General features: G+C 36.7%; 12 protein-coding genes and 1 pseudogene. 11 read left to right on the forward strand and 2 right to left on the reverse strand.

Annotated features, from left to right (window positions below; genetic code table 11):
* The first annotated feature begins 23 nt into the window (after positions 1-23).
* The 3 genes from U8D43_RS13645 to U8D43_RS13655 all read left to right on the forward strand — a co-directional run bounded on the left by U8D43_RS13645 (position 24) and on the right by U8D43_RS13655 (position 2,832).
* Complete coding sequence (locus U8D43_RS13645; protein ID WP_335871736.1) at positions 24-1,190, forward strand: ABC transporter permease; 1,167 nt, start codon at positions 24-26, stop codon at positions 1,188-1,190.
* Positions 1,191-1,881: 691 nt separating this feature from the next.
* Positions 1,882-2,349, forward strand: a complete 468-nt coding sequence (locus U8D43_RS13650) for a GNAT family N-acetyltransferase (protein WP_335871737.1) — start codon at positions 1,882-1,884, stop codon at positions 2,347-2,349.
* A gap of 3 nt (positions 2,350-2,352) precedes the next feature.
* Positions 2,353-2,832: an NUDIX domain-containing protein gene (locus U8D43_RS13655; protein WP_335871738.1), complete on the forward strand. Its 480-nt coding sequence runs from the start codon at positions 2,353-2,355 to the stop codon at positions 2,830-2,832.
* 221 nt (positions 2,833-3,053) lie between these two features.
* Here U8D43_RS13655 and U8D43_RS13660 read toward each other — a convergent pair.
* Positions 3,054-3,256: pseudogene (locus tag U8D43_RS13660) on the reverse strand (glutathione peroxidase); the annotation flags it as partial.
* 657 nt (positions 3,257-3,913) lie between these two features.
* On the opposite strand from U8D43_RS13660, the gene U8D43_RS13665 reads away from it, so the two are divergent.
* The 3 genes from U8D43_RS13665 (at position 3,914) to U8D43_RS13675 (ending at position 6,403) form a co-directional block, all read left to right on the forward strand.
* On the forward strand, positions 3,914-4,552 hold the full coding sequence (locus U8D43_RS13665; RefSeq protein ID WP_335871739.1) for a pentapeptide repeat-containing protein: 639 nt from the start codon (positions 3,914-3,916) through the stop codon (positions 4,550-4,552).
* Positions 4,553-5,350: 798 nt separating this feature from the next.
* Complete coding sequence (locus U8D43_RS13670) at positions 5,351-5,815, forward strand: GNAT family N-acetyltransferase (RefSeq protein ID WP_335871799.1); 465 nt, start codon at positions 5,351-5,353, stop codon at positions 5,813-5,815.
* Between the two features lie 162 nt (positions 5,816-5,977).
* Positions 5,978-6,403, forward strand: coding sequence for an NUDIX domain-containing protein (locus tag U8D43_RS13675; RefSeq protein WP_335871740.1), 426 nt, complete (start codon positions 5,978-5,980; stop codon positions 6,401-6,403).
* A 266-nt stretch (positions 6,404-6,669) separates the two neighbouring features.
* On the opposite strand, the gene U8D43_RS13680 is transcribed toward U8D43_RS13675, so the two are convergent.
* Positions 6,670-6,876, reverse strand: coding sequence for a hypothetical protein (locus U8D43_RS13680; protein ID WP_335871741.1), 207 nt, complete (start codon positions 6,874-6,876; stop codon positions 6,670-6,672).
* A gap of 294 nt (positions 6,877-7,170) precedes the next feature.
* On the opposite strand from U8D43_RS13680, the gene U8D43_RS21045 reads away from it, so the two are divergent.
* The 5 genes from U8D43_RS21045 (at position 7,171) to U8D43_RS13700 (ending at position 12,440) form a co-directional block, all read left to right on the forward strand.
* Entirely contained in the window at positions 7,171-7,458 is a 288-nt protein-coding gene (locus U8D43_RS21045; RefSeq protein WP_442893611.1) for a TIGR04104 family putative zinc finger protein, read from the forward strand.
* A 107-nt stretch (positions 7,459-7,565) separates the two neighbouring features.
* On the forward strand, positions 7,566-7,712 hold the full coding sequence (locus U8D43_RS13685) for a P-loop NTPase fold protein (RefSeq protein WP_335871742.1): 147 nt from the start codon (positions 7,566-7,568) through the stop codon (positions 7,710-7,712).
* An 819-nt stretch (positions 7,713-8,531) separates the two neighbouring features.
* A complete protein-coding gene (locus U8D43_RS13690; RefSeq protein ID WP_335871743.1) occupies positions 8,532-9,092 on the forward strand; it encodes a glycerol-3-phosphate responsive antiterminator in 561 nt (186 codons plus the stop codon).
* Positions 9,093-9,140: 48 nt separating this feature from the next.
* Entirely contained in the window at positions 9,141-10,631 is a 1,491-nt protein-coding gene (gene glpK / locus U8D43_RS13695; RefSeq protein ID WP_335871744.1) for a glycerol kinase GlpK, read from the forward strand.
* A 150-nt stretch (positions 10,632-10,781) separates the two neighbouring features.
* The gene (locus U8D43_RS13700; protein WP_335871745.1) at positions 10,782-12,440 is read left to right on the forward strand and encodes a glycerol-3-phosphate dehydrogenase/oxidase; all 1,659 of its coding nucleotides are present in this window, start codon (positions 10,782-10,784) and stop codon (positions 12,438-12,440) included.
* Positions 12,441-12,445: the final 5 nt, after the last annotated feature.

Genomic DNA, 12,445 nt, shown 5'->3' on the forward strand with positions numbered 1-12,445 from the left:
AAGTCTACTATAAGGATATAAATATGTTCGTATTACGACAACTCAACAGTAAGGTGAATTCTACTTTTGTGTCGATGACGATAATTTGTTTGATGCTTTTTTTCACAATAGGCGTCTTGTCCACAGGGTTTAGTATTAAAAATACCATGGAAAAGGATTTAGAATTAATTACACCTTATGATGCTAGTTTTATTTTTTATGGAAATGAAGAATATCCAAATGGCTGGGACGGTGTGTTTGACCAATTTAACCTGAAGAAGTATGGAGAGTATGTCATTTTTGATGAATATGACACAGGAGCAACCGTAGAATCTTATCTTAAAGATTTCACAGATGGGGAATCAAAACAACTGTTTTCACAGCACTATAGTCCGCATTTAACCGTTATTAGTCGATCGGACTATGAAGGAATTTTACAATTGCAACAGAAAAAGCCTATCAACTTGAGTCAGGATGAAGTCTTGCTTATTACAAACCGTGCCGAATATGAACCGCTGATTCAGCGATTTACTGATCAAGAGGAAAGAATGGTTATTGGGGATCAAGAATATTCGCTTGCTCCAAAAGGGTATCAATTTCTTTCTATTCGAACAAATAATTTTGCATCACATACGATGATCGCCGTTCTACCAGACGATGCAATTAAGGATAAACCTGTATTGGAAACGATTATGAACATCCAGTATCAGGGCGACAGCGAAAAAGCGGATGAAGAAATTTACCAGTTATTAAAAACAAATAATAGTGCAGAAAATCTTGACTATTATTTGTTTGGGCTAACCAGCAAACGTGCCTATGAAGAAGCAACCGGCACCTCGACGATAGGAATCTATATTAGTGTCTATCTAGGAATAATATTTCTAATTTCAAGTGCTGCTATTTTAGCATTACAACAGCTTTCAGAAGCGAGTGAAAATATAAAACGATACGAAATGTTAAAGAAAATTGGTGTAACACAACGTGGTATAAATAAATCGATTTTCAGGCAAGTATTCATTTATTTCATGATGCCACTTTCATTGGCCGTTATTCATTCAATCTTTGGTATAAAAGTAGTGAATGATACCCTTTTGCTAATCGGTGCAGATAATGTATTCATTCCATCACTGCTAACAGCTGGGGTCATAGTGATTATTTATGGAGGATATTTTCTTGCTACGTATACAGGATATAAATCGTTTGTAAAATAAAAAGGCTCCTAGTTAGTCTTTTTATTAGGCTCCTAGCGTGAAATTTGTTTCTCTGCCCATAGAAATAACTGGCAGAAAGGTCTTTCGTTTTATTTCTGATTTTTATTTAGAAATCTACAATTTTTCGGTAAGAAAAGAACTCGAAATTATACATGTCATGGGTTTTATTCCTATTCTAAAAGCCATAATCTTTCCGATAATATCCTTTATTTTGAAGGGGTTTGTTTATGTTAGGTAAAGTGTGGTAGAGGCATTTTTTAAGGCTCTTTTCGTATTCAATGTGGCTATTTCATCTGATTTTAGATTAAATCGCTCATTTCACTGTTGATTTCCATTAAAAATAGACGAAATGATGCCCGAAACAAAGCGACATCACCGTTTATAGACTGGTGCGAAAAGCCACAAACTTTGCGAAAACAACCTTTTTTAAAGGCTCTTTTCGTATACATTGTGGCTATTTCATCTGATTTTTGACTAAATCCTCCTTTTCACTGTTGATCTCTATCAAAAACAGACGAAATGATGCCCGAAACAAAGCTATATCATAGATAATAAACTGATACGAAAAGCCACAATCTTTGCGAAAACAGCCTTTTTAAAAAGAAATTGCGTGTTATATGAAATTTTGAAATAATTAGTAAATGGGTTTCCCATAAATTTTTGTTTTTTTGATTTTATGAGGGAACTGGTTGTGAATTACAGGTTTGACTTAATGACGCAAAAACAAGCCGAAATAATCGCGTATCATTGGCATTATGAAGGAGAATATTCTTTTTATGATATGGAGGCAGATCCAGAAGATTTAGCAGTATTTTTAAATGCTAAAACAAGAGGGGAGTCTATGTATGCTGTTTCAATGGGAAATGAAATAATTGGATTTTTTAGTGTTCAAAACGCTACGAAGGATACCTATGAAATCGGCTTAGGAATGAGACCGGATTTGACAGGAAGTGGAAAGGGTTTAGCTTTTTTGAAAGCAGGAATTGATTTTGTTCAAGCTACATTTACCCCCAAAAAAATAATCCTTTCAGTTGCAACATTTAATCAACGAGCGATAAAAGTGTATAGAAAGTTAGGATTTAAAGATACGGAAACATTTATGCAACATACGAATGGGAGTACATTTGAATTTTTGAAGATGACTTATGAAGGAGAATGAGAAATGAGCTATCCGATTAGGGTAAGAGCAGGCGCGGTAATTATTGAAAATAGTCAAATTCTTTTGGTTGAGTTTAACGACGAGAATGGACTGCATTATAATTTGCCCTCAGGTGGAGTAGAACGTAGTGAAACGGTGGTAGATGCAGCGATTAGGGAAGTGAAGGAAGAAGCTGGAATTGATGTTTCAGTAGGTTCATTGGCGTTTGCCTATGAATATGCACCGCATAGAAATGAGAATAAATACGGGGAGGTTCACTCGGTTAGTTTCTTTTTTGAGTGTAAGAGAATAAAGGGATCCGCGCCTAAAATGTCAGAAACGCCGGATCTACATCAGATTGGGGTCAAGTGGATAGCGATTGAGGAATTATCAAACATTATTCTATATCCAAACATAAAAAAGCAGATTCTTCAGTTTACAAGAGAGAGCAAGACCCTTGAATGGTTGGAGGAGGAAAGGTTGGATTCTACTATTTCGACATAGTCTTTCTTGTTTAATAATTAATCGCAATATTACTAGATACAATAGCCATCTAAAATTAAAAAAGGACTAAGATATCGTTCATATCCTGGTCCGATTGTACATCTTATTCTTCAATCGTTTTCAATAATTTTTCAATATTTTGTTCCATATCGGTAGGATCAGTAGTGGCTTCAAATCAGCTGACGACTTCTCGCGTCACTCACATGCGTTTTTTGGGATCATGGGAAATTGACCACATAATTTAACAAATAATTAGCTTGAATATGTTCATTGGAAGCAGGTTCTTGATGATCAAATTGATTACAAGGAAAGCCTAAAATAACAAAACCTCTGTCTTTGTAGCGAATATATAAATGTTGCAGACCTTATACTGATAGATGAATCCACATCTGCCTGCTTTGTTTCCAATTAGGACGATCTTTCCTCCATTTGATTAGTGATTCAATCTCTTTTTGTATACATTATTGCTATTCCATCAAATTTTAGATTGGACCCTCCATTTTACAGTTGATATCCATTGGAAATTGAAGATAAGATTCTCCGGAATAAAGCTATGTCACATTTTAGAGTCTTGTATGGAAAGTAACAAACTTTGTGAAAACAGCCCTCTTCCATAATTTTTTGTCCTTTGTTCGTTATTTAGTTTCCTCCTATAATGAAAAAATGATATTTTAAATGTGCTAGTAGAGGAGTAGGAAGCTACTTTTTATTTTCGTGTGTTTCTAGCGTGATACATACGCCTTTCATATACTGCAAAAGGAAAAATGGATTAGATGAAGTGAATATGAAGGATACGACCAAGAGGAACTACGATTAATTAGAGTTCTATTTGTATAGATGGTTGCTCTTCCATTTGATTTTAGATAGAATCCTTCATTTTCTGTTTATTTCCATTATAAATAGACCGAAACAAAACTATATCATCGTTATTGGACTGAATTGAAAAAGCAATAAACTTTACCAAAACATTTTTATGATAAATGGGCTCAAAAGTCTACTGCTTTTCATAGAATAATTCAATTCTTTCTGATGTATGGTAAGGTGATAGGAGAGCGTTGAAAACATAGTAAAGGGTGTTAAGATGTCCAAAATAGAATCACCAAAAATACCAGTCCATCAAAAAGAAGCTAACTTCCAAGATATTTATGAAGATGAAGATCCTTACTTAGCAAATTGCCTTATTTCGAACACAACCATCGATTTTGCGGAAGTAGAAAAATTAGTATTATCGAAAGTTACCTTTAAAAAGGTGAAACTAGTCAATGGTTTTTTTAACCGAATTGACATGACCGATGTGGTATTTGAAGATTGCGATTTGTCGAATACTAACTTCTCGGAGGGAATGATTCATCGTGTACAATTTAAAAATTGTAAGATTGTCGGAATGAATGTATCTGAGGCTACGCTGGGAAATGTGTTGTTTGATCAATGCATTGGGAATATGACTGACTTTGTTGAGGCTAAGTGTAAGCATGTGTTATTTGATCAAACCTCGTTACAGCAAGCAAATTTTTATGGGTGTTATATGAAAAAGGTTCGTTTTGTTTCGAGTGATTTAGATGGGGTGAATTTCACTGAAGTTTCACTGAATGGGATTGATCTTAGTACTTGTCGGTTTGACATACTGCATGTTGATCGAGAGAGTTTAGACGGTTGTCTAGTTTCACGTGAGCAAGCAATAGGCTTCGCTTCCTTGTTGGGTTTACAAGTGAGGTCATGACAACTTTGGAGCTTACAATGGGTATGAACTCTGTTTGGATGAAATAAAGCAGGAGGAATAAGCTTGGAATTTTCTAGGCTTATTTTTGCTTTCAACAAAGCTAGTGTTGCGTCTACGATCGTTTTAGATGATCTCATTGGAACTTGTTGTTACTTTATTTTGACTATGTTAAAAACTAGAGTAGCAATTATTAAAAGTTGTATCTTACATGGTTTCAGTTTCTAGATCTTCGTTCGATAGACAGTAATTGAAGTAAGAATAAACAATGCTTTTCCTATCCAATGTACACGAAACTTAGGAGATTGCTATTCTTTGCGAGAAAAATATGAAGCATTATAAAACTCCTATTTCAGTTGCTTAATTGAACAGGTCACAAAAAACTATTCAGCAAATGGGCTAGTTTGTCGAATTAGGGGTTGTGTAAATATTGAACATTTGAAATAATTTGTTTTAAGTTAAACGGCAGGGTAACGAAAGGTTGGGAAATTAATCATGTTGGTTTTCGTCTAATTCTTAAAGGGGCGTAATAATCAAATACAGCTGCTATTTAATAGGCTCTTTTCGTATACATTGTTGCTCTTGACACAAAGAAAAAACAGGCAGTAGTTTTTTTTCGATTGATTTCTTCTTTTTTATCTAGAAATGAAGAATTTTTCATTAGGAAAAGAGCACGAAATCATACAAGTCAAGGGATTCCTTTTTATTCGAAAAGCCATAATCTTTGTGAAAACAGCCATTTAATATGAGAACGAACACTAAAATTAATACGGCAACCATTAGGGGGAGAATATATTGGCTATGCACATTAGAGAAGCCACCAAGAATGATTATGATGTAATTCATCAAATACAAAAACAAGTGCACGAAATTCATACAACGGAAAGACCAGACCATTATAAGATGGCTGATATCACGTTAGACAAGGAGTATTTCAACAATTTAATAGATGGAGAAAATACAAAGATATTCTTATTAGAAGAAGACCAAACAATCGCTTATACAATAATTACAATAAAAAACTCAAAGGAAAGGCCGATTCTAACTCCAAAGAAGGTTGTTTTTATGGACGATTTTGGTGTCGATATTAAGTACAGAGGAAAAGGGTGGGGAAAAATATTCTTTGGGAAAATATTGGAGTTCGCAAAGAGCATAGAAGCAGATTCATTAGAATTAGGCGTGTGGGAGTTTAACGAAAATGCTATAAAATTTTATGAAACAATGAATTTAAAGACAAAAATGAGGCGGATGGAAATAGATTTATAAAACTCTCCTTATTCAAATGAAGGGGGCACATTTGTAAAAAGATAGGCTTCCATTTTTATGAAAATAATAATTGAGTTAATTGCAATATTTCGAAATAATTGAAAATAAATTGTGGCGCAGTATTACTGATGATGGACTGTATCTTATTGGGGGGATTGTTTTATGTTTGTAGTAAATGTAGAAGGTGCTATTCACCACGATGGTAAATGGCTTTTAATTCTGAGAAGCGAAAAGGAGGAACACGCAGGAGGCTCTCTTTCACTAGTTGGCGGCAAGTGTGAAATTGAAGGGGTTTCATCCGATGTTTTAGAAAGGACTTTGAAGCGAGAAATTTATGAAGAAGTAGGCAGCGAAGTTACAGGGATCAAATATGTAAATAGCTCTTCTTTTGTTACTGATTCAGGCATAAATGTAATTGATATAGTTTTTCTATGCCATCATAAATTGGGTGAACCTTACGCAAAAAGCACTGAAGAAGTAGATGATGTAATTTGGATGACTACTTCAGAGATTCTTGCTCATAAGGAATTACCAGAATATTTAAAGAAAAACATTAGACTAGCAGAGAAAACGTTATTTGATAATTAGAATATGAAATATTAGTAATTGATTTTTCATTATAAGTGGCGAATGCAGAGATACGGACAGCTGTTTCAGCTTTTCCTTGATTCAATCATTGGACAGTTAAGTTCAATAAGAATGTGGATGTATTTTAGAGATATTTTAGAAAAATTCTATTCTTTTTTTGTATTGGCTCTTTGTATGAAAAAAGGCATATTTAGGTATCGCCAAATTAGTAAGTTCGCTCCAAGCATATCGGGTTTATACCATTATTGGGGTTGAAATTACTTTTTTTATGATAGGCGGTGGCGGCGAGACGTGAGCGCTGCCATCGAGTTTTTCTTATACATTGTGGCTATTTCATCATATTTTTGATTAAATCTTCCATTTCGTTGTTGAATTCCATCAAAAACAGACGGGGATCCAGCTGCTGTAGCTTTGAGGATCGGGTCAAATGACAGCCCGCTACGTGAAGCGAGCTTTACGTAGTGGGCTGTCATTTGCCTGTCGCCTCAGGGCAGCCACTTCCGCTTTTAGTAAATTATGCCCGAAGCTAAGTTAAATCATAGATAATAGACTGATACGAAAAGTAACAAACTTTGCGAAAACAGCCTATATTAAAGAATAAGTGAAATGTTTAGTTAGGAGAAAGATGAAAATGCTTGATGGCTGGAGTTAGAAGAAAAGGAAACAATGTAGGAGGCTACTGAGATATAAAGTCCTATTAAACTATCGGGGGCTTTAATACAGTGCGTACATTATTAAAGTAACTCTAATATCGGGGGTGTTTTATTTTGCAGAAATGCGATAAATGTAAAATTGAATTTAGCTGGAGTAAAATCTATAAATCGTTTGTATGGAAATACAAACCTATTGAGTGTAATAACTGTGGAACGGAACACAGAATAACCAAAACTGGGAGATTATCTTTTGTATTATGTACAATTGTACCTTCGCTGATTTTTATGAATGTCCTATCCCCTTTCGAAAATATCATTCTAACTCTTGTAATAGGGATATTCATACTCATTGTTGGTTCGTTGTTAACACCATTTTTTGTTAAGTATAAGGGGTTATTGTGAGATTTCTCACTTAAGCTAACGGTGAAGATAGCTTAAGAACGCACAACTGATCTCCGGCTTTTTTAATATCCCATTAACGGGCAGGTTCATTCAAAAAGGAGACTATAATGAAAGAAAGAGAGCGTTATATTGTAATTGGAATAGCAGGCGGCTTTGGAAGTGGCAAAACCACCTTTTGTAGTAATTTGGCAAAGAACTTAGACGTAGTAACAGTTCTAACAATATTTACTGATGATTTATTTTTGAGAGGTTAAACCGAAAGTAAATGCTCCTTATTAATGAGAAGGAATATGCTGATTATAGCCAACCAACTTCTGTGGATATGGACAGATTAAATACAGATATTAATCATTTTTTATCAACGGAAACTCATGATGTTGTTATAGTTTAGAAATAATGGTTTTGTGTATTGAGAATTTTTGAGAAAAAATAGATTTGATAATATTTGTTGATTGCCTATTAGATGAGAGATTTGAGAGAAGTTAAAAAGTGATATTAACGAACAAGCCATTGACGATAGATATCTCGTCAGAATATCTTGATTTAGTGAGGCAAGGCCGTAACGAGTTTGTTGAACCTGCAAAATGACGCGCAGATTTAATCTTACATGGTTCTTTTATTTCTAATAAATCCTTAGATATAGTTCGTAATTGGATATTTAATTAACAACACAATTTACTTATTCAAGTATCGGGGCTTTAGCTGAGAATCACACTTTAAATTATCTCGAATTAAAGTCTTCAGGAAATGGGTTCAATTATGAAATCAGAATTGGAGATTCTCATAATGCGAGAATGTCCTGTTTTATGTTTATAGTCTTTCAAATTAATATTATATCGAATAACCTGGTACATTCGAGCAACGGAATAGGTTTAGCCTTATTGTATCGCTACGACGTCTGATTCTGATTCAATTATTAACCTTTCTTTATAACAGAGCCCTTTTTAAGAGGGGATACTTGCTGTTTAAATGCCGATTTTCAAACCTCCACTTTTCTGCATCTTCTAAAACTCCTTGCTATCTATCTTTAAATCAATTATTTTTAAGGTATAAAGGAAAAATTAGGTGATAAAATGAGCTTTCATAATCAAACCATCTTACCAGCGATTCGTAGTATGAAAGACTTTGATAAGATGTTGGAAACGTCTTATCAATATGGGATTTTTCTCGATTTGCATATTGGGTTGTTGAAGGGTGCATTTCAGTATGCAAAAGAGCAAAACCGCAAGATGTTTCTACATATTGATTTGATACAGGGCTTACGGAGTGATGAATATGCAACGGATTTTGTCTGTCAGGAACTTAGACCTTATGGAATCATTTCCACGAAAAGTAGTGTGATTAAACGAGCTAGGAAAAAGGGAGTACTCGCGACACAGAGGACGTTTATTATTGATTCAAGTGCCTTAAACCGAAGTGTAGAATTAATCAAAAGCAATGATCCTGATTTTATCGAAGTTCTGCCTGGTGTTGTGCCGAAAATCATTACTCATCTACATCAGCAAACTGGAAAACCGATTTTTGCGGGTGGGTTAATTCAAACAAAGGATGAGGTCGAAGCGGCTATCGATGCAGGTGCTGTTGCGATAACCACCTCGAATCCTGAACTCTGGAAAGTATACGAAGGCAATTGAATGGGGTTAAAATGAGAATGTTAACTTCTATTGGAGGGGGAATTAAAAGTGGAGAAGTATATTTTATCACTGGACCAAGGAACCACGAGTTCTCGAGCCATAATTTTTAATCATAATGGTGAGGTCGTTCATTCTGCTCAGAAGGAATTCACTCAGCTTTTTCCACATCCGGGCTGGGTAGAACATAATGCGAACGAAATTTGGGGTTCGATTTTAGCTGTGATTGCGACCGTTTTAACAGAATCAAGTATTAAACCGGAACAAATTGCTGGAATTGGCATTACGAATCAGCGAGAGACAGCTGTGGTGTGGGATAAAGATACGGGTAGTCCGATTTATAATGCAATTGTTTGGCAATCGAGACAAACAGGGGATATTTGTGGGAATTTAAAGGAAGCAGGTCATGAGCAGCTGTTCCGCAGTAAAACAGGTCTACTAATTGATCCATATTTTTCAGGAACAAAGGTAAAGTGGATTCTGGACTCTGTAGACGGAGCGAGAGTAAGGGCGGAAAAAGGTGAACTATTATTTGGTACGATTGATACTTGGTTAATCTGGAAGCTTTCTGGTGGAAAAGCGCATGTTACAGATTACTCTAATGCTTCTAGAACGCTTTTGTATAATATTCATGAATTATGTTGGGACGAAGAGTTACTAGCTATTCTGGACATTCCTCACTCGATGCTTCCGGAGGTAAGAGCTTCATCCGAAATATATGCGGAAACGGTTCCGTATCACTTCTTTGGTCAAGAAATCTCAATTGCAGGAGCGGCAGGCGATCAGCAGGCGGCATTATTTGGCCAGGCTTGCTATGAAGAAGGCATGGCGAAAAATACATTTGGAACAGGCTGTTTTATGTTGAAAAATACAGGAGAAAAAGCGGTTATTTCTCAGCACGGTTTGTTAACAACAATTGCTTGGGGAATTAATGGAAAGGTGACTTATGCCCTTGAAGGTAGTGTTTTTGTTGCCGGTTCAGCTCTTCAATGGTTGCGTGATGGTCTGCGGATGATTAACGAAGCAAAGGATAGCGAGTTGTATGCTGAGCGAGTCGATTCAACGGACGGTGTCTACGTTGTTCCGGCCTTTGTTGGCTTAGGAACACCCTACTGGGATAGTGATGTTCGCGGGGCGGTGTTTGGTTTAACGCGCGGGACTTCGAAGGAACATTTTATTCGTGCCACTCTTGAATCACTGGCGTATCAAACAAAAGATGTATTAGATGCAATGGAGCTTGATTCAAAGATCTCTCTGCAGACGCTTCGAGTAGACGGTGGAGTAGTCAAAAATAATTTTCTCATGCAATTTCTTAGTGAAATGGTTCGGGTCCCAGTGGAGCGACCGGTTGTGAATGAAACGACGGCATTAGGAGCAGCTTACCTAGCCGGTCTTGCTGTTGGCTTTTGGAAGGACCAGGCGGAAATTTCTGCTCAATGGAGAGTTGAGAGCCGGTTTAGACCGAGTATGGAAGAGGAGAAACAACAAGAGTTATATACTGGTTGGAAAAAAGCCGTCGAAGCCGCACGTGCTTTTAAATAGATTGAAATCATGTTATACTAAAAACAAGTTAATAGACTGGTAGAGAAATGGAGAGACCTTACGACACGATGGAAACACGTCCATCATGTTAGTTATGGTCTCTTTTTGTGTATATATACAGAAAAGGGAAAAATAAGGGGGATACACTAAATGGCATTTTCAAGTTCGAATCGTAAAGCAATTATCGAAGAACTACAACAGGATAAATATGACCTAATCATCGTCGGTGGAGGCATCACAGGAGCTGGTATTGCACTAGACGCCGCTTCTAGAGGGATGAAAGTAGCTTTACTCGAAATGCAAGATTTTGCTGCTGGTACATCCAGTCGATCAACGAAACTTGTACACGGGGGATTGCGATACTTGAAGCAATTCGAAATCAAAATGGTCGCAGATGTGGGGAAAGAACGATCGATCGTTTACGAAAATGGCCCTCATGTCACTACACCAGAATGGATGCTACTTCCATTTCATAAAGGAGGTACTTTTGGCCGGTTTTCAACATCGATTGGATTAAAGGTATATGATTTTTTAGCCGGAGTCAAAAAATCGGAGCGAAGAAGAATGCTATCTAAAAAGACCACCCTCCAACTTGAACCATTGATTAAACAAGAATCATTAAAAGGGGGGGGGTATTATGTGGAATATCGCACGGATGATGCTCGGTTGACGATCGAGGTGATGAAAGCGGCCGAAGCTTTTGGTGCAAAGGTGATTAATTATGTAAAAGCGGAGAAGTTTCTCTATGAAAAAGAAAGGGTTGTTGGGGTAGAAGGGAAAGATATGATCTCTGGAGACTCATTGACCATTAGTGGTACGAAAGTGGTCAATGCCACTGGACCATGGGTGGATGAGATGCGGGATAAAGACACAAGTCGCAACAATAAAAAACTCCGGTTAACAAAAGGGGTTCACCTCGTCTTTAGCTCAGAAAAATTCCCTTTGCAACAAGCCGTGTATTTCGATACGCCAGATGGACGAATGGTTTTTGCCATACCTCGTGATGGAAAAACCTATGTGGGAACGACTGATACGTTTTTTGATTACAATAAAGCTCATCCGAAAATGACGGAAAGCGACCGTGCGTATATTTTAGAAAGCATTGCTTATATGTTTCCGAGTATGGATCTTTCTGAAGAAGATGTTGAATCGAGTTGGGCAGGAATTCGACCGCTGATTTATGAAGAAGGGAAAGATCCTTCAGAAATTTCACGAAAAGACGAAGTGTGGGAGCATGATAGTGGTTTAATCACCATCGCTGGAGGTAAGCTTACTGGTTACCGGAAAATGGCTCAACAGGTTGTCGATTTAGTCGTAGACCGATTACAGCAAAGTGAAGGCTCGTCCTTTTCTTCATCGAAGACAAAAGACCTTCCTATTTCAGGTGGTGATGTGGGAGGTTCTAAAGGGTTTGATCGGTTTATTCAACATAAAGCAAAAGAAGCGGTGAGTGTTGGATTATCGTCTGAGGTCGGTCGGAAATTAACAAGAATGTACGGGAAAAATGTTCAACATATTTATGATCTTGTAAAGACATATGAAAAAAGGGATGGAGACAAGACGCTACCTCCGGCTATTTACGCTCAAGTTGTCTACGCCGTACAAAATGAAATGGCCTATACCCCTGCTGACTTCTTTATTCGCCGGACAGGAGCTTTATTTTTCGATATTGATTGGGTGAGGCAGTGGAAAGAGCCTGTCATGAACGTGATGAATGAATTATTGGCTTGGACGACCGACCAATATAAAGAATATGAAGCTGAATTAAATAAAGAACTGGTCGATGCGGTTGAACCTGCGGTAGAATGAAGGAA

This window comes from Bacillus sp. 2205SS5-2 (genome assembly GCF_037024155.1).
Classification (GTDB): domain Bacteria; phylum Bacillota; class Bacilli; order Bacillales; family Bacillaceae_K; genus Bacillus_CI.

What these genes read in the sequence shown, in the direction of transcription:
- U8D43_RS13645 (WP_335871736.1), top strand. Translation starts at nt 24, where the DNA reads ATGTTCGTATTACGACAACTCAACAGTAAGGTGAATTCTACTTTTGTG.
- U8D43_RS13655 (WP_335871738.1), top strand. Translation starts at nt 2,353, where the DNA reads ATGAGCTATCCGATTAGGGTAAGAGCAGGCGCGGTAATTATTGAAAAT.
- U8D43_RS13665 (WP_335871739.1), top strand. Translation starts at nt 3,914, where the DNA reads ATGTCCAAAATAGAATCACCAAAAATACCAGTCCATCAAAAAGAAGCT.
- U8D43_RS13670 (WP_335871799.1), top strand. Translation starts at nt 5,351, where the DNA reads ATGCACATTAGAGAAGCCACCAAGAATGATTATGATGTAATTCATCAA.
- U8D43_RS13675 (WP_335871740.1), top strand. Translation starts at nt 5,978, where the DNA reads ATGTTTGTAGTAAATGTAGAAGGTGCTATTCACCACGATGGTAAATGG.
- U8D43_RS13680 (WP_335871741.1), bottom strand. Translation starts at nt 6,876, where the DNA reads ATGACAGCCCACTACGTAAAGCTCGCTTCACGTAGCGGGCTGTCATTT.
- U8D43_RS13685 (WP_335871742.1), top strand. Translation starts at nt 7,566, where the DNA reads ATGAAAGAAAGAGAGCGTTATATTGTAATTGGAATAGCAGGCGGCTTT.
- U8D43_RS13690 (WP_335871743.1), top strand. Translation starts at nt 8,532, where the DNA reads ATGAGCTTTCATAATCAAACCATCTTACCAGCGATTCGTAGTATGAAA.
- U8D43_RS13700 (WP_335871745.1), top strand. Translation starts at nt 10,782, where the DNA reads ATGGCATTTTCAAGTTCGAATCGTAAAGCAATTATCGAAGAACTACAA.